13 protein-coding genes are annotated in these 17,102 nt (G+C 37.7%); 2 read left to right on the forward strand and 11 right to left on the reverse strand.

Annotated features, from left to right (window positions below):
- Nucleotides 1-124: 124 nt before the first annotated feature.
- The 11 genes from nrdG to gatC all read right to left on the reverse strand — a co-directional run bounded on the left by nrdG (nt 125) and on the right by gatC (nt 16,263).
- A complete protein-coding gene (gene nrdG / locus K5Q13_RS06015; RefSeq protein ID WP_220740811.1) occupies nt 125-724 on the reverse strand; it encodes an anaerobic ribonucleoside-triphosphate reductase activating protein in 600 nt (199 codons plus the stop codon).
- Nucleotides 681-2,855 (reverse strand): anaerobic ribonucleoside-triphosphate reductase, encoded by a 2,175-nt coding sequence (nrdD, locus tag K5Q13_RS06020; protein ID WP_220740812.1) that lies wholly within the window; start codon nt 2,853-2,855, stop codon nt 681-683. The genes nrdG and nrdD overlap by 44 nt, the downstream gene beginning before the upstream one ends.
- A gap of 434 nt (nt 2,856-3,289) precedes the next feature.
- A complete protein-coding gene (alsS, locus tag K5Q13_RS06025; RefSeq protein ID WP_220740813.1) occupies nt 3,290-4,975 on the reverse strand; it encodes an acetolactate synthase AlsS in 1,686 nt (561 codons plus the stop codon).
- Between the two features lie 238 nt (nt 4,976-5,213).
- Entirely contained in the window at nt 5,214-6,533 is a 1,320-nt protein-coding gene (gene obgE, locus K5Q13_RS06030; RefSeq protein WP_220740814.1) for a GTPase ObgE, read from the reverse strand.
- 135 nt (nt 6,534-6,668) lie between these two features.
- Nucleotides 6,669-8,462: an excinuclease ABC subunit UvrC gene (gene uvrC / locus K5Q13_RS06035; RefSeq protein WP_220740815.1), complete on the reverse strand. Its 1,794-nt coding sequence runs from the start codon at nt 8,460-8,462 to the stop codon at nt 6,669-6,671.
- 77 nt (nt 8,463-8,539) lie between these two features.
- Nucleotides 8,540-10,156, reverse strand: a complete 1,617-nt coding sequence (pyrG, locus tag K5Q13_RS06040; protein ID WP_220740816.1) for a CTP synthase — start codon at nt 10,154-10,156, stop codon at nt 8,540-8,542.
- Nucleotides 10,157-10,322: 166 nt separating this feature from the next.
- Nucleotides 10,323-11,717 (reverse strand): 23S rRNA (uracil(1939)-C(5))-methyltransferase RlmD, encoded by a 1,395-nt coding sequence (gene rlmD / locus K5Q13_RS06045; RefSeq protein WP_220740817.1) that lies wholly within the window; start codon nt 11,715-11,717, stop codon nt 10,323-10,325.
- Nucleotides 11,718-11,806: 89 nt separating this feature from the next.
- Nucleotides 11,807-12,796 carry a diacylglycerol kinase family lipid kinase gene (locus K5Q13_RS06050; RefSeq protein WP_220740818.1) on the reverse strand — a complete coding sequence of 330 codons (990 nt, stop codon included), beginning with the start codon at nt 12,794-12,796 and terminating at the stop codon, nt 11,807-11,809.
- A gap of 147 nt (nt 12,797-12,943) precedes the next feature.
- Entirely contained in the window at nt 12,944-14,383 is a 1,440-nt protein-coding gene (gene gatB / locus K5Q13_RS06055; RefSeq protein WP_220740819.1) for an Asp-tRNA(Asn)/Glu-tRNA(Gln) amidotransferase subunit GatB, read from the reverse strand.
- A gap of 102 nt (nt 14,384-14,485) precedes the next feature.
- The gene (gene gatA, locus K5Q13_RS06060; protein ID WP_220740820.1) at nt 14,486-15,952 is read right to left on the reverse strand and encodes an Asp-tRNA(Asn)/Glu-tRNA(Gln) amidotransferase subunit GatA; all 1,467 of its coding nucleotides are present in this window, start codon (nt 15,950-15,952) and stop codon (nt 14,486-14,488) included.
- Nucleotides 15,953-15,954: 2 nt separating this feature from the next.
- A complete protein-coding gene (gene gatC, locus K5Q13_RS06065; RefSeq protein ID WP_220740821.1) occupies nt 15,955-16,263 on the reverse strand; it encodes an Asp-tRNA(Asn)/Glu-tRNA(Gln) amidotransferase subunit GatC in 309 nt (102 codons plus the stop codon).
- A gap of 226 nt (nt 16,264-16,489) precedes the next feature.
- On the opposite strand from gatC, the gene rpsO reads away from it, so the two are divergent.
- Nucleotides 16,490-16,759: a 30S ribosomal protein S15 gene (gene rpsO, locus K5Q13_RS06070; RefSeq protein WP_220740822.1), complete on the forward strand. Its 270-nt coding sequence runs from the start codon at nt 16,490-16,492 to the stop codon at nt 16,757-16,759.
- A 49-nt stretch (nt 16,760-16,808) separates the two neighbouring features.
- Nucleotides 16,809-17,060 (forward strand): 30S ribosomal protein S20, encoded by a 252-nt coding sequence (rpsT, locus tag K5Q13_RS06075; RefSeq protein WP_220740823.1) that lies wholly within the window; start codon nt 16,809-16,811, stop codon nt 17,058-17,060.
- The last annotated feature ends 42 nt before the right edge of the window (nt 17,061-17,102 follow it).

Below are 17,102 nucleotides of genomic sequence, written 5' to 3' on the forward strand. Positions count from 1 at the left end.
AGCGGATCAAAACAAAACTGGCCGGGAAAACTCCGGTTCAATACCGAAATCTTTCCGACCAGTTAGCTACTTAAATTCCACTCCAATTTTTGGGGTTCAGTTCAGAGAGACTTTTTAACTATTATTAACTTTTAGGCCCATCATCATACTCGTCTGTCCAAAGGACTACTTTTTCATTAGCCAATGAAGCTGGTACATCAATCATACGTTGATTAGATGATCCCCGAAAACGGAGCTTTAAATCCATTAATGCTTGTATGAATCGACCGTCCACTAACACGTCTATTTCATTCAAAAGTGCCTTTTTGTCGTCAGTTTCATTTAATAATTCATCCCAAGTATAGCCAGTCCACGACCAAATATCCTTAGTTGTACCAAATTCCGCTCTCACACGTCGAGTTAATCGCAAAGCAACCTCAGTATTCAGGAAAGGTTCCCCACCTAATAGTGTCAGCCCTTGAACATATGAATGACTTAAATCCTCAATAATTTTATCTTCTAACTCAGATGTATATTCAAAACCATAATGGAAATTTTGAGCAACAACATTATAACAACCTGGACATAGAAACTTACATCCTGATAAATATATTGAGCAACGTACACCTGGCCCATCTACCATAATAAATGGTTTATAGTCCGAAACGTAGTTAAGTGACAAGTCTGATGCTTGCCATTCCTTACTCTCTGGTACTGTGATGCCATTGGCTAGCTTTTTTGCCATTTGTGTTATTAACCTCCGATTGTGACATATTTTTTACACGTGATGTAATCTCAACATGACGCCCATGAATCATTGGACGTGCCTGAGGATTTCCAAGGTAACCACATGTTCTCTTAACAACATCACAAGTTTTTGGATCATGATTTCCACATTCAGGACAACAAAATCCACGAGCTGTTGGTTTAAAATCACCTTCAAAACCACATTTGAAACATTTATCAATCGGCGTATTGGTACCTAAATAACCAACATGATCATATGCAAAATCCCATACTGCTTCTAAAGCCGCTGGATTTTGACGCAAGTTCGGATATTCGCAATAATGAATGAAACCGCCACTTGCATATTTAGGATAATCCTCTTCAAACAATAGCTTTTCAAATGGATTAGGATGTTTACGGACATCGTAATGGAATGAATTCGTATAATAATCTTTATCCGTTATATCAGGAATTGCTCCAAAACGAGCTTTATCCAGTTCACAGAAACGATCTGTTAAGGATTCAGCGGGTGTTGAATAAACGGAATAATGATAGCCATCTTCTGATTTCCATTGCTTACAAGCATCATTTAAACGACGAACAATTTCCACTGTAAAATCATGCGCTTCCTGATTTTGTTCCCAATCTGGACCAAAGAAATAAGTGCCTACTTCATACAAACCAATATATCCTAATGATATCGTTGCCCGACCATTTTTAAACAGCTCATCAACGTTTTCATTGTCTGTCATCATTTTTCCAAATGCCCCATTTTTGTACAAAATAGGTGCATTTGCGGGAATTGCCTCTTTTGTCCGTGCCAATTTAAATTGTAACGCTTGTTTAGCTAAATCTAAACGTTCATTTAGTATTTTCCAAAATAATGCTTTGTCGCCATGAGATTGCAATGCGATACGTGGAATGTTCAAGGTCACAACACCTAAATTCATACGTCCTTCATTCACCTCAACACCTTGATCATTGCGCCATCCCTGCAAAAATGATCGACATCCCATCGGCGCTTTAAATGAACCAGTTAATTCAACAATTTTTTCATAATTTAAGACATCAGGATACATGCGTTTTGAAGAACATTCAACTGCTAACTTTTTGATATCATAATTCGGATCTGTTGCAGCCATATTAACCCCACGTTTTAGAGAAAAAACCAGTTTTGGGAAAATAGCAGTTCGGTGATCCGGACCAATACCTTGAATCCGAATCTTAAATATTGATTTTTGTATTTCTCGTTGAATCCAATTGGTTCCTAGACCAAATCCAAGTGTCGTAAACGGTGTTTGTCCTTGTGCTGATGCCAATGTATTAACTTCATATTCCAACGCTTGCATGGCATCATAAATATCTTTTTTAGTGGCAGCTTCTGCATATGCTACGCGCCGATCCGCTTGCACATAAATCTCAGCATTTTTGAGATGTTTTTGATAATTCATTTCAGCATACGGTGCTAACAATTCATCAGCACGGTTAATTGATGTGCCGCCATATTGAGAGGATGCAACATTTGCTATAATTTGTGCCATTTGTGCTGTGGCAGTGCCAATAGACTTCGGTGTTTCGACCTGAGCATTGCCCATTGTGTAGCCGTTTTTAAACATGTAATCAAAATCAACTAAACAACAATTTGTCATTGGTCCAAGCGGTGTATAGTCTAAATCATGCCAATGTAGATCGCCACGCATATGTGCTTTGGCAACTATCTCAGGCATCATTGTTAAACCTTTTGATTTACCAACCATGCCAGCTGTTAAATCACGAAAAGTATTAAATACCTGTGAATCTTTGTTAGCATTTTCATGCATGGTTTTATCTTCTTGATTAACTAGTGAACTTAGTTTATTTTCTGGGTCGATTGCCCATTCCCATGCCTGTTTGTTTGTTTCATGCACAGACTTAAAAGATTGTGCAGCTTCTGGTGCTAAACTTTCTAGCTGAGACAAAATAGTCTCATAAACATCTGCCGTAGTTAAATTAAGTTCTTCAGATTGAGATGTGACTGTCGCTATAATGGCCTCATATGTCTCATGATCAATATTGAGCATGTCGAGGACTAATTTAACCTTATACGGCTGAAAATCTACTGTTTTTCCGGAATTTTTTATAATGGTTGTTGTTAAATTAACTGTACTCATATTAATGATATACTTCCCCTTTTTAATACAAAATATGTGGATTTTAAAAAGATAAATTGACATGAATTGTATGGCTGTATTTAGAATTATGCGCGCTTTATGCTATTCTTGTCAAACACCTGTTCTGTGTATAAACATACATTGATAACGACCCTTTTCAAAAAAAATTAGGTAACTAAATACTACAAGGACTATGTTTATTTCAATAATTGATTTCAAACATAATTATTCATTATTTTTTGTAAGCATGAGCAACAGTGTTGTACTAACAGTATTTTAAAATTCATTACTATGTTCAGTAGTGCATAAGCAAAAATATGTCATTTTCTTTACAATTACAGAGAAAATCATATTTAACAAAAAAAGAGCAAGCTTATACATAAGCTTGCTCTTTTTTAAAGTTTGGATACAAAAACAATAGTTAAATTGAGCGTTTAACCTTCTGACTCAATCAATTGTGAAGCTAATTCGTAATTGTGGGAATAATCAACTGGAATGTCGACAACCACGGGACCCTGAGTCGCAAATGCCTCATCTAATACAGCGTCAAGTTCAGCTGGTGTATTTACACGCAATCCCTTGGCACCAAAGCTTTCAGCATATTTTACTAAATCAATATTTCCAAAATCAACACCGGCTGATGCACCATCATACTTCAGTTCTTCTTGGAATTTAACCATATCATAATGTGCATTATCATTCCATACAATATGAACGGTGTTTAGGTTGAGACGGACAGCTGTTTCTAATTCCATTGCTGAAAAGAAAAATCCACCATCACCAGATACAGAAACTGATTTCACATTGGGACGCACCATCGCTGCTGTTAAAGACCATGGTAAACCAACACCAAGTGTCTGCATACCATTTGAAATTAAGAAATGGCGCGCAACATATGACTTGAAATGACGAGCCATCCAAATATAATGTGATCCAATATCAGTTGAAACCGTCATATCATCTGTTACATGTGCTTGAATTGACTTAATAACACTCAAAGGATGATTAAGATTACCTTCGGCTGGTGTATATTTAGGTTCATCTGATAACTTCAAATCTGCTTTTAGAGCACGCAATATTCCTTGGCTAACCTCAGGCAATTGGTACCCTGCAATCCGACTTGTTAACAAACTGATACTTTGTGCTATATCACCAACTAATTGTCGTTGTGGTACGAAATTATTATCTATTTGTACTGGGAATGTATCTAACGCTACAATGTTAAGATTATTTTCTTTATTCCAATTACGTGGCTCATATTCGATGGCATCATAACCTAATGTAATAACCAAATCAGATTGTTGAAGCAACTTATCACCTGTTTGATTACGGAATAGCCCAATTCTTCCAAAGAATGCTGTTTCTTCCAATTCGCGAGGAATAACCCCTGCACCTTGGAAAGTTTCTACAACAGGCAAATTCACTTGATCTAATAACGTGTGCAATGCAGCAACAGATTGATCATCTGAAGCACGCGCACCAACCAATAATACTGGTAACTTAGCTTGCTTAATTTGCTCAGCTAACCAATCCAAATCAGTAATCGCAGCTGCGCCCTGCTTTGCGGCAGGCACCTGCTCTAATGCCTCAATATCAACAGGTGCATCATCGATATCTTGTGGCAATGACACAAATGCCGCACCCCTTTTAACGCCATTAGCAGCAGAAAAAGCATTGGCTAAAATTTCTGAAATATTATTAGGATCTTGTATTTCTGAACTAAAGTTTGTAATTGGACTAAACAACGCAACTGAATTTGTTGATTGATGTGTCAGACGATAAAGGTCTTTACGTGGTACTTGTCCGCCAATGGCTACAACTGCATCACTTTCAGCACTTGCTGTCATCAATCCAGTGACAAGATTACCAACACCAGGACCAGATGTTGCGATGACAACACCGGTTTTACCTGTAATACGTGCAAAAGCTTGTGCCATAAAAGCAGCATTTTGTTCATGACGTGTCACAATTAATTTAGGGACTTTTTGTCCTAAGCTAGGATGTTCCAATGCTTCAAATAAGCGATCTATTTTAGCACCAGGAATACCAAAGACTAAGTCAACACCATGGTTAACCAAACTATTGACGACAATATCTGCACCATATTTTTGTTCTGACATATTACATTAAGAGCGGACGTTTCGTGTGTGATGACAAGACAAGAACGCGTTGCGTCGCTCATTTCCTCCATACTTTATTCAATAAACATATCATAGCACTTTTTAGTATCTTATTGCCAACTAAACATTGTGAAACTTGTCTTTATATCAGCACTTAAAAATTCACAACGCTTCTAAACAATATTTCCGACACAAAAAAAGTTCACTTCAAAGTGAACTTTTTAATTATTTAAATTGCTTAATCACTGAATTCAAAAACAAAATCTGAATCGCTAATACGCACATCGTCGCCATCTTTAGCGCCTGCTTTACGCAATGCATCATCTACACCCATATGTCGTAATTGTCGACCAAAACGCATAATGGTAGCATCACGTTGGATGTTAGTCATCAAGAATAGTTTCTCAACTTCTGCACCACCAACAATCCATTGTTCACTCTCTTCAGACCATTCAACAGTGAAATCATGCTTTTCTGGTTTAAAGCCATATGTCTTTTCGCTAGCAACAGTTTCATCAACCACACGATAGCTTTCAGGAGCTGGTGCAGTTGCTAACATGTCTGCTGTTAATCTCATCAAATCTTGTATACCATCTCGCGTTAGTGCTGAAATAGGCATTATTTCAGGTTGCGCTGGCAAACCAGACTCAGCAGCAACTTCCTCACGGAATTTAACTAAGTTTTCATCAGAATCAGGCATATCCATTTTTGTTGGAACCACAATTTGTGGACGATTCAAAATTGTTTCATCATACTGCTTTAATTCCGCTAATATTTTACGATACTGAGTATATGGATCAGTCCCTTCAATACCTGACATGTCAACTAAATGCAGCACAACTTTTGTTCGTTCAACGTGTCGTAAAAATTGGAATCCTAAACCGATACCTTGTGACGCGCCCTCAATTAATCCAGGCAAATCAGCGACCACAAAATCACGTTCATCATCCAAACGTACCATCCCAATATTTGGCGACAACGTTGTAAAATGATAAGCTGCTACTTTTGGCTTAGCATTTGAAATAACTGATAGTAATGTTGACTTACCCGCTGATGGGAAACCAACTAAACCAACGTCCGCCAGTACTTTTAATTCTAATTTCAAGTTGCGAACAATACCTGGCTCACCATTTTCTGATAGTTCAGGTGCTGGGTTAGCCGATGTCGCAAAATGAATATTTCCGCGGCCACCACGACCACCTTTGGCAACTAAAAGTTCTTGCCCATTTTCAAGTAAATCACCTAAAATTTCGCCTGTATCTGCGTCCTTAACAGTTGTTCCTTGTGGCACTTTGATATAACGATCGTCAGATGATGCACCTGTCATGCCTTTAGTGCCACCGTTACCGCCTGGTTGTGCTTTAAAATGGCGATTATATCGAAAGTCCATTAAAGTACGTAGTCCTTCATCTACCTTAAAGATGATTGAACCACCATTGCCGCCATCACCACCAAAGGGTCCCCCCATTGCAACGAACTTTTCATGACGAAACGATACAATACCGTCGCCACCTTTTCCAGCTTTTACTTCAATTTCTGCTTGATCTACGAATGCCATAGTAGTTAGAGTTCGATATGATTTTAAATCATATCAAACACGTTTCTCCTTGTCTGCTCACACATATGAGCTTGCGATGATTAATACTCTAGTTTACCATATAAACGGTGTTATGCCAATAGAAGCCATATTCGACTAATTACCCGTTATTAAACTCATATGAATTACACGTGCTAGTTTTTCATTAATGCCTATCGCTTGTAACTCAGCTGTTGAGGCAGAAGCAATTTTTGGTAATGAGCCAAACTCACGTAATAATTTTTGACGGGTTTTTGGTCCAACACCACTAATCGTGTCTAACCTTGATGCAAGTGAGTTTTTGCTTCGTAATTGTCTATGGAAATTAATCGCAAATCTGTGCACTTCTTCCTGAACGCGTTGAATTAAAAAGAATCCTTCAGATTGTTTGTTAAGACTGACAATTTCCGCTGTTTTACCATCAATTAAATCAGCCGTTTTATGTTTGTCATTTTTAACCATAGCTGCTATTGGTACACGTGTTAAGCCTAATTCATCAATTAAAACCTCTTTGGCAGCATGCAACTGAATTTCGCCACCATCCATTAAAATCAAATCAGGCATCGTTCCGCCTTCTTTCAAAATACGTGAATAACGACGGCGTATGACTTCTTGTGTTTCAGTCCATTCATCCGCATGATCAACTGATTTTATTTTATATTTACGATACAAATCTTTATTGGGTACACCATCATCAAATACAACCATGGCACTAACAATTTCTGTGCCTTGTGTATGCGAATGATCAAATGCTTCAATACGTTTTCCCATAGGAATGTGCAATGCATCTGTAATTTCTCGCATCGCTCCAGTTGTTTTTTTCTCATTAAGTTGCATTAAACGAAACTTTTCTTCCAACGCAATACGTGCATTTTTCTTAGCCAAATCCATCAAATCTTTCTTTTCCCCACGAACTGGCGTTCGAACAGGTACTTCTAGTATTTCAGTTAAAGCAGCTATATTAATGCCATGCGGCACAAGTACCTCATGTGGTTTTTGAATATTTCGTTGTGCATAAAATTGTTGGATAAAATTCATAACTTCTTCATCTTCTGAACCAACAACTGAAAAAGTTTGTTTGAATTGACGAATTAATCGTGCCTGACGTAGAAAAAACACTTCTACTGTCATCCACCCTTTATCTAAATAGTAATTAAACAAGTCTCTTGGTGTTGTATCTTTAGATAATACACGTTGACTTTCAACTGTTTCATCAATGTACTTCAATTGATCTCTTAAATCTGCAGCACGCTCAAATTCCAATGTTTCTGCAGCACGTTGCATTTTTTCAGTAATAATTTTTTTTACTGCTGCCGTATTACCATCCAAAAAATGTTTGATACGGTTAATCTGTTCGTCATATGTGCTTGTTGGTACTTCGTGCCAACAAGGACCTAAACATTGTCCCATATTATAATACAAACAAGGGCGACCTTGAAAGCCATTACAACGTCGCAAAGGATAATTTTTTTCTAAAAAGCGTAGCGTCTCTTGCGCGGCATAAACGTTAGGATATGGTCCAAAGTAAAAGCCACCATCTTTTTTGACTTCATTAACTAACGCCATTTTAGGATTACGCTCTTTCGTAATCTTAATATAAGGATATCCGGTACCATATTTCAAACGAATATTATAGTATGGCTTATATTTTTTGATCAGCTCATTTTCTAGCAAAAAGGCTTCTTTATCAGAATTTGTAACTATAAAATCAAAATCAACAATGTTTTGAACGAGCTCAGCTGTTTTGCCATTATGGTCTTGCTTAAAATAAGATCGCACACGATTTTTAAGATTTTTTGCCTTACCAACATAAATAATCTTACCGTTGTGATCTTTCATTTGATATGACCCAGGTTCTGCAGGGAGTAACGCGAGTTTTTGTTCAATGTGTTGTGAGGGATTTGCTAACATAATTACATTATACCAAGCTATAGAGATAATTTGTTCGAAAATAAAAACACGCGTTTGCGTGTTTTTAAAATTAACTTTTATGCCTTGTGCTTTAGAGCAGCACCAACAAAGTCACGATACAAGCCTTCTGGTCGCTCTGGACGAGATAAGAATTCTGGATGATACTGTGCTGCCACAAAGAAATCATTTTTTGGATATTCAATAACTTCCATCAAACGATCATCTGGTGATGTTGCTGCAAACACCATACCGGCTGCTTCAAATTCTTCACGATAAGCTGTGTTAAATTCATAACGATGACGATGACGTTGTTGTATTTCTGCCACGTTATCATATGCTTTTGCTGTGACAGTGTTTGGTGCTAACACTGCAGGATAAAGACCTAATCTTAACGTACCACCTAAGTTTTCAACGTTTGCTTGATCCTTCATTAAATCAATGATTGGTGTTGTTGTTTCTGGGTGTAATTCTGTTGAATTAGCATCTGAATAACCCAAAACATGACGCGCAAATTCGACAGATGCCAACTGCATACCTAAGCAAACACCTAAGAATGGCACATTGGATTCACGTGCAAAACGAATTGCTTCAATTTTACCTTCTGTACCACGCTCACCAAATCCGCCTGGTACGATGATGCCATCTGACTCAGAAAGAAGTGATGCAACATTTTCACGAGTGACTGTTTCAGATTTAATATGCTTTATTTTCACTTCAGATTCTTGAGCATATCCAGCATGCTTAAGCGCTTCATTAACAGAAATATAAGCATCTGGTAAGTCTGTATATTTTCCAACCAAAGCAATATTGACAACTTTTTTAGGATTTTTAATATTAGCAACCATCTTTGACCAATCTTTCATATCGGCCTTTGGTGCATCAATTTTCAATTTATTTAAAACAACATCATCCATACCTTGCGCTTGCAAGTTCAATGGAATATCATATAAAGTTTCAACATCGCGGGATTCGATAACTGCATCGGAATTGACATCAGTAAATGTTGAAATTTTCTTTTTCAAGCTATCTTCTAATGGTTCTGATGTTCGTAGAACAATCATGTCAGGTTGAATTCCAAGTGAGCGTAATTGCGCCACAGAATGTTGTGTTGGCTTAGTTTTTGCCTCACCGGCCGCTGTTAAGTAAACAATCAAGCTTGTATGAATATAAAAGACATTTTCACTACCAAGGTCTGATTTCATTTGGCGTAAAGCTTCAATGAACGGCAAGCTCTCAATATCACCAACAGTGCCACCAACTTCAACAATAACAACATCGGCATCAGTTGACTGTGCGGCCTTTTCCATTTTTTCTTTAATGGCATCGGTAATGTGTGGAATAACTTGAACAGTTCCACCATTATAATCACCACGTCGTTCTTTAGCCAACACTTCAGAATAGATACGACCCGTTGTAACGTTAGAATACATATTAGTATTAATATCCATAAAACGTTCGTAGTGTCCCATATCTAAATCAGTTTCTAGACCATCGCCTGTAACGAACGTTTCACCATGCTGATATGGTGACATTGTACCTGGATCAATATTAATGTATGGATCCAACTTCTGGATAGCGAGCTTTAACCCGCGATTTTTAAGCAAACGACCAAGGGATGCGGCCACAATTCCTTTTCCCAAAGATGACACAACGCCACCTGTAACGAAAATATACTTAACTTGTTTATTTACCATGCTGTCTCCTCATGATTTTCAGCGCAGGCGCGCTTGCAACGTTTTAGGGGTAAAAATAAATTAGAAAAGCCCCCAAGAACAACTTGGGAGCTTTTAACGTCTGTCCCATTAAATGGGAGCCCTAATATATAATACAGATTTAACCTGTTTTTGTCAAACTTTTTAATTATTCCGCTACACGCTTGAAAACTGTAATCGTTTCAACATGTGTTGTCTGTGGGAATTGATCAATTGGTTGAATAGCCCCATCAATTTTAAAGCCTTCTGCCAAAATTTGCACAGCATCTCGTGCCAATGTTGCTGGGTTACAACTAATATAAACAAAAGTCTCTGGCTTCATTGCACTAACAGCAGAAATTAATTCACTGGTCAAACCTTTACGTGGCGGATCAACGAAAACAACATTTGGTTTCAAACCATCTTCTGCCCATTGTACCATTTGCTCAGGCGCATCAGCAATGACAAATTCAGCGTTATCAATATGATTATTTTTAGCATTTTTTTCAGCGTCAGCTACTGCGTTTTCAACAACCTCAACGCCATAAATCTTCTTAACTTGATCAGCAATTGACAACGTAATTGTGCCAATACCTGAATAAGCATCAACAACAGTATCTGTTGCTTTTAATCCTGCTTTTTCAGCTGCCAAACGATACAAAGTGGCCGTTGTTTGTGGATTAACTTGGTAAAAAGAATTTGGTCCAATCACAAAATCCTTACCCATTAACTGGTCATGAATTTCATCAGCGCCCCAAATTGTTTCGTTCCATTGACCCATAATAACATTTGTATCACGATTATTGATATTGTGGATAAAGCTCTTTAATTCTGGTAGTTTTACCTGTAATTGTTTTGCAATTTCTTCCGCTTCAGGTAATCGTTTGGTATTTGTCACAATCACAACCATTAACTCATGTGAATAATAGCCACGACGTGCCATGATATGACGAACAACTCCCTTGTTGGACTCTTCGTCATACGCAGACAAGCCTAAGTCACGTAAAACATCACGTGTCGCAATCACGGCTTCATCAACTTTTGGATCTTGAATGTAAAAATCATCCGTAGGTATCAACTTATGAGACCCACGTCGATAAAATCCCGTCTCTAAGCGACCATTAATATTTTGTACCGGTACTTGTGCTTTATTACGATATTTTGTTGGATTTTCCATGCCCAGCGTTGGACTAACTTCAACGTCGAGATTGACCTTTTTAAACATCTGTTCAACTTGATGCTGTTTAAAAGTCAATTGTGCATCATATTTTAAGTTTGCTAAGGGCGCAATTCCTGTTGTTATTGCGACTTTATCCACATTTTTAGCACGATTTGGTGATTCTTGTATGCGAGATAAAACACGTCCAAACGCATAATTTTTAAGAACTTTAGTAATACCTATTTTAACAATTTCACCAGGAATTGCATCAACCACAAAAATGGGGAAATTATCAATTTTAATGACACCCATGCCTTGATAAGTGATATCAATAACTTCACCTTCAAGTTCCTGATTCTTGTTGACGGGTACTGCTGTTTTGTAAATACGGTTAGCTTTTGCCATATATTTATAAATCACGCAACGTTCTAGTCAATACTAGCCATTGTGCGACATATTTCCTTTCTTGGGTCTTTCGACACCCACTATAAAACTTATTTAACGTCGAGTTTTTCGACGTCTGCTACGAATTTTGCCTTATTTTTATCAGAAACTGTCGCTTTCTTTTGCATACCAGAACGATTCGCAACAAATTCAATGTGTTGTTGTAAATCAGTAAATACCATTGGTGCATCCCCACCATATTCGCCATCCAAATTAACTTTTAACTGATCTTCATCAAGAGGCAAAATTTCTACCTGACTTGTTTTTTTATAAATCATTTGTGGATTATCAATATGCTTGCCACCATTTAGCATTTGCGCAACAATTTGCAAAATTTGAGCCAAATTTGATTCCTTAATGATCAACAAGGTAAACTTACCATCATCCAATTTAGCATCTGGAACAATTGATTCAAAACCGCCAACTGAGTTTGTTAAAGCTAAAAATATCATCGAAATTTTTCCAGAATATTCACCACCATCATAGCTAACTTTAGCGTTAACTGGCTTTATTCGTGTGATTAACTCAGCGCCTTTAACAAGATATGCAAGGTATCCGTAAAGAGATTTCATCAGAGATGGCACAGCATAGGTCACTTCACTAACAGTACCAAGCGCTGCAATATTCATAAAATATTTTGTTTCTTTCGCTTGATCAATTTTACCAATGTCCATTTTAATTGTTTCATGTTGGAAAATAATTTTAGCAGATTCTAGCGGTTCGTCGCGAGGTAATTTTAATGCACGTGCGTAGTCATTGGTTGTACCTGCTGGGATAACTGCCATCATTGGGCGCTTTTTTAAAGGTGCTAGTCCATTAACAACTTCGTTAATCGTGCCATCTCCTCCTGCAGCTATAATCAAGTCAAAGCCTGCCTCAGCTGCACGTTTTGCCTCTTTTGCTGCAGACATTGGTTCCGGTGTCGTTGCAAAAGCTGATGTTTCGTAACCAGCCAATTCATATACATGAAGAATATCAAGCATTTCACGTTTAACTGCTTCACGTCCAGACGTTGGGTTATAGATAATTCTCGCTCTCATGTTAGAGTGTGTAGTAATGATTAATGGTACCAATCATTGCAAAACACGTTATCGTGCCACACTTTCCTTTCATAAAAATTATGTACACAGGCGTAACCCTGCATAGATTTACGCTTTATATTGATTTGCACTTTTCAACTAGAAGAATTAACGTTTAGCTAATTCCTCTAGAAGCATTTTATTCATAATACCTGGATTTGCTTGTCCTTTGGACATCTTCATTAACTGGCCAATTAGGTATCCTGTAGCACGATCCTTACCACCCTTGAAATCTTCAATAGACTGTGGATTATTGTCCAAGACTTCAGTAATCCAGCCTAATAAAATAGCAGGATCACTAATTTGTACTAACCCATTCTTTTTAGCAAAAGCTTCTGGATCTTCTCCAACCATAATTGCCTCAAACACTTGCTTAGCTTGCTTTGTAGAAATCGTACCAGCTTCAATTAATTTAATCATACCAGCCAAATGTTCTGGTGTTAACTGTGTTTCTTGTAACTCTATTTGGTGTTTATTCATAAACGCATTAACATCGCCAATCAAATAGTTTGCTGCACGTTTAGCGTCTGCACCAGCTGCAACGGTTGCATCATAAAAATCAGACATCGCAAGTGTCTGCGTCAATACTTCAGCATCATATGCTGCAATACCAAAATCTGATACATACTCATTTTGTCGCTCGCCAGCTGATTTTGGTAATTCATTGGCAACCTTATTTATCCAAGATTGATCAATCACAATTGGTGCTAAATCTGGTTCAGGGAAATAACGGTAGTCATCTGCCCCTTCCTTAACACGCATCAAAATTGTTGATTTCGTTGGTTCATTATATCGACGTGTTTCTTGTTGAATAATGCCACCAGCACGCAATACTTCAGCTTGTCGCTTCTCTTCAAAAATCAATGCGTTACGCACATAGTTGAAGGAATTAATATTCTTCATTTCAACTTTTGTACCATACTCAGAAGATCCAAAAGGTCGAATTGAAATATTGACATCGGCACGCATTTGACCTTCTTGCATTTTAGCTTCTGAAATACCAGTAAACAAAATAGCTTGACGTAATTGTTCCAAGTAAGCATACGCTTCATCAGGTGATGCAATGTCTGGTTCAGAAACAATTTCAATCAGTGGCGTTCCTTGTCGATTTAAATCAACATAAGAATACCCATCAGTACCGTGTGTATTTTTACCGGCATCTTCTTCAACGTGCATTTCTTTAATACGCACACGTTTCACATTACCATCCGGCAATGTCACATCCAAATAACCATTTGTACCCAAAGGTGTTTGCGACTGTGTTGTCTGATAAGCCTTTGGATTATCAGGATAGAAATAATTTTTACGATCCCAACGAATAAATGGTGAGACGGTTGCATGCAAAGCCAACGCAGCACGCATACCAAACTCTATTGCACCCTTGTTAGCTACTGGTAAAACACCTGGATAACCAAAGTCAATGACGTTGGTATTTTCATTTGGTTTGTCACCATAATGCACCGGTGAAGGTGACATAAGCTTTGAGTTTGTCTGCATTTCGACGTGGACTTCAAGTCCAATAGTCGTTTCAAAGTTTCCTGTTGCCATAATTTTTAGCGCGTGAATGGATACAGCTTTTAATTACTGATGTACAAATTAGACATTGTAGTAACCAAACTGTATCTAGAAACGCATTTCCTCCCTCTTAGCTTAATATTGCTTAGCGATATCTGGTAATTGTTCAAATAAACGACTAGCTTGTTCAAATGCATAGCCTGTTTGATAGACTGTTGCTTCATCGAATGGTTTACCAATAATTTGTAATCCAACTGGCAAGCCATCAACAAAACCAGCATTAACTGACAAGCCAGGTAATCCAGCCAAGTTAACTGGAATGGTCAACACATCTGCTAGATACATAGCAGTAGGATCGTCAATTTCTTCTCCTAAACCGTAAGCAACAGTTGGTGCTGTTGGTCCAACAATAACATCATAATCAGCAAAAACCTTGTTAAAGTCTTCTATTAATAATGTTCTGATTTTTGCTGCCTTCTTGAAGAAGGCATCATAAGCACCTGCAGATAATGAGAAAGTACCAAGCATAATACGGCGCTTAACTTCGTCGCCAAATCCTTCTGAACGTGTTTTAATATATAAATCTTCTAGATTTTTAACATCGTCTGCTCTAAAGCCATAACGTACACCATCATAACGTTGCAAGTTTGATGAGGCTTCAGAAGACATAATAATATAGTATGCAGCAACACCGTATTTCGTATGTGGCAAGCTCACTTCGTCAACAATTGCCCCTAATGCTTCAAGCTGAGCAATTGCTGCCTTAACCGTTTTGGCAACTTTAGGATCAATACCTTCTCCAAAATATTCTTTTGGTACTGCAATTTTTAAGCCTTTAACATCCCCTGTCAACTTCGACGTAAAATCAGGGACTTCACGCGTAGATGACGTTGAATCTTTGGCATCAAATCCAGCAATTGTGTTCAATACGAGAGCATTATCTTTGACTGTACGTGTAAATGGCCCAACCTGATCTAAAGATGAAGCCATAGCAAACAATCCCCAACGAGAAACACGACCATATGTTGGTTTCAATCCAACAATACCATTGAAGGCTGCTGGCTGACGAATTGAACCACCAGTATCAGAACCTAAAGCAAACGGTACCAGTCCACCAGCAACAGCTGCTGCTGATCCACCAGATGATCCACCTGGTACTTTTGTTTGATCCCATGCATTCGTTGTTGTTTTGTAATATGATGTCTCTGTTGAACCACCCATAGCGAACTCATCCATGTTAGTTTTTCCAACAGATATCGCACCAACTGTGTTTAATTTATCAACAACTGTGGCATCATAAACAGGCTTAAAATTTTCCAAAATGCGTGAAGCACCAGTAGTTTGAATACCATTTGTAGCTAAATTATCTTTTAATGCCACCGGTAAACCAGATAAAATATTTGTAAAATCACTCTGCTCATCAATTTTTTTAGCTTGTACCAATGCCTCTTCAGGGTTAGTTGTGATAAAAGCATTTAATTTATCGTCAGTTTTGTCAATATTATCCAATGTTGATTGTGCCAAATCGACAGCCGTAATATCTTTGTTAATTAGTTGTTCATGCAAAGAAGTTAAGTCATTATCAAAAAAGTTAATTGTCATGATTATTCTCCCTCACCATCTAAAATCGCTGGTACTTTTATTAAATCAGCGGCCTCTAGTGGTGCATTTTTTAATAATGCTTGTTTCTGATGCCAATTATCCGCCACATCTTCACGTAAATGGTTCACATTTTCAGTAACCGAGTATGTTGGTTCAACATCTTCAGTATTTACCTCACCCAATGTTTCAAAAATATTTAAAATACTATCCAACTGTGTTGTAAACTGTTTGAGATCAGAATCATTAAATGCCAGTTTAGCCAAACTGGCAACGTGTGCAACTTCTTGTTGTGAAATTGTTGTTTCAGACATTTATTTACTCCTTTAAACATGCTTATTATTTGACGACTTGTACAATGAACGCTTTATATATACTCATTCATTTTACCATAAGTTTGAGCTAGTCTACGCTTGCATTTTAGTAATATTAGCGTATAATTAATCTTGTTGTAAAAACAACATGACCGATCACTTTGTTTAGCGTCTCACCGTCGCTTCACACAGTTTTCGGCGACATTTTAGAAAGGTGGATATGATTATGGCCCTTACACAAGAACGTAAGAACGAAATCATCAAGGAATATGCACGCCACGAAGGCGATACAGGTTCAGCTGAAGTACAAATCGCAGTTTTGACTGCTGATATTAACGAGTTGAACACACACATGGCAATTCACAAGCATGATTTCCACTCACAACGTGGTTTGATGAAGAAGATTGGTAGCCGTCGTAACTTATTACGTTACCTCCGCAATACTGACATTCAACGTTACCGTGAATTAATCCAACGCTTAGGTTTGCGTCGTTAATCTTCGGATTACATGAAAGCCTCGTATCAAATTTAAGGAGAAAAGACATATGCCTGTTATTGAATCAGCAATTCAACGTGTTCGTCTTACGAAAAAGCAACACGATCGTAACGAACCTCAACTCAGTGCCTACCGTACAGCTGTTAAGCGTTTTGAAAAAGCCGCAGCTGCTGGTGAAGACAATTTAGCAGAATTATACAAGACTGCTTCTTCAGCAATTGACCACGCCTATTCAAAGGGTTTGATCAAGAAGAACAAAGCTTCACGTGAGAAGTCACGTTTAGCAAAGTATGTTAAGTAATTAAAAATAAAAACGACTGAAGAAATTTCAGTCGTTTTTATT

The organism is Leuconostoc miyukkimchii (assembly GCF_019656055.1).
Lineage (GTDB): Bacteria > Bacillota > Bacilli > Lactobacillales > Lactobacillaceae > Leuconostoc > Leuconostoc miyukkimchii.

What these genes read in the sequence shown, in the direction of transcription:
- nrdG (WP_220740811.1), bottom strand. Translation starts at nt 724, where the DNA reads ATGGCAAAAAAGCTAGCCAATGGCATCACAGTACCAGAGAGTAAGGAA.
- nrdD (WP_220740812.1), bottom strand. Translation starts at nt 2,855, where the DNA reads ATGAGTACAGTTAATTTAACAACAACCATTATAAAAAATTCCGGAAAA.
- alsS (WP_220740813.1), bottom strand. Translation starts at nt 4,975, where the DNA reads ATGTCAGAACAAAAATATGGTGCAGATATTGTCGTCAATAGTTTGGTT.
- obgE (WP_220740814.1), bottom strand. Translation starts at nt 6,533, where the DNA reads ATGGCATTCGTAGATCAAGCAGAAATTGAAGTAAAAGCTGGAAAAGGT.
- uvrC (WP_220740815.1), bottom strand. Translation starts at nt 8,462, where the DNA reads ATGTTAGCAAATCCCTCACAACACATTGAACAAAAACTCGCGTTACTC.
- pyrG (WP_220740816.1), bottom strand. Translation starts at nt 10,156, where the DNA reads ATGGTAAATAAACAAGTTAAGTATATTTTCGTTACAGGTGGCGTTGTG.
- rlmD (WP_220740817.1), bottom strand. Translation starts at nt 11,717, where the DNA reads ATGGCAAAAGCTAACCGTATTTACAAAACAGCAGTACCCGTCAACAAG.
- K5Q13_RS06050 (WP_220740818.1), bottom strand. Translation starts at nt 12,796, where the DNA reads ATGAGAGCGAGAATTATCTATAACCCAACGTCTGGACGTGAAGCAGTT.
- gatB (WP_220740819.1), bottom strand. Translation starts at nt 14,383, where the DNA reads ATGGCAACAGGAAACTTTGAAACGACTATTGGACTTGAAGTCCACGTC.
- gatA (WP_220740820.1), bottom strand. Translation starts at nt 15,952, where the DNA reads ATGACAATTAACTTTTTTGATAATGACTTAACTTCTTTGCATGAACAA.
- gatC (WP_220740821.1), bottom strand. Translation starts at nt 16,263, where the DNA reads ATGTCTGAAACAACAATTTCACAACAAGAAGTTGCACACGTTGCCAGT.
- rpsO (WP_220740822.1), top strand. Translation starts at nt 16,490, where the DNA reads ATGGCCCTTACACAAGAACGTAAGAACGAAATCATCAAGGAATATGCA.
- rpsT (WP_220740823.1), top strand. Translation starts at nt 16,809, where the DNA reads ATGCCTGTTATTGAATCAGCAATTCAACGTGTTCGTCTTACGAAAAAG.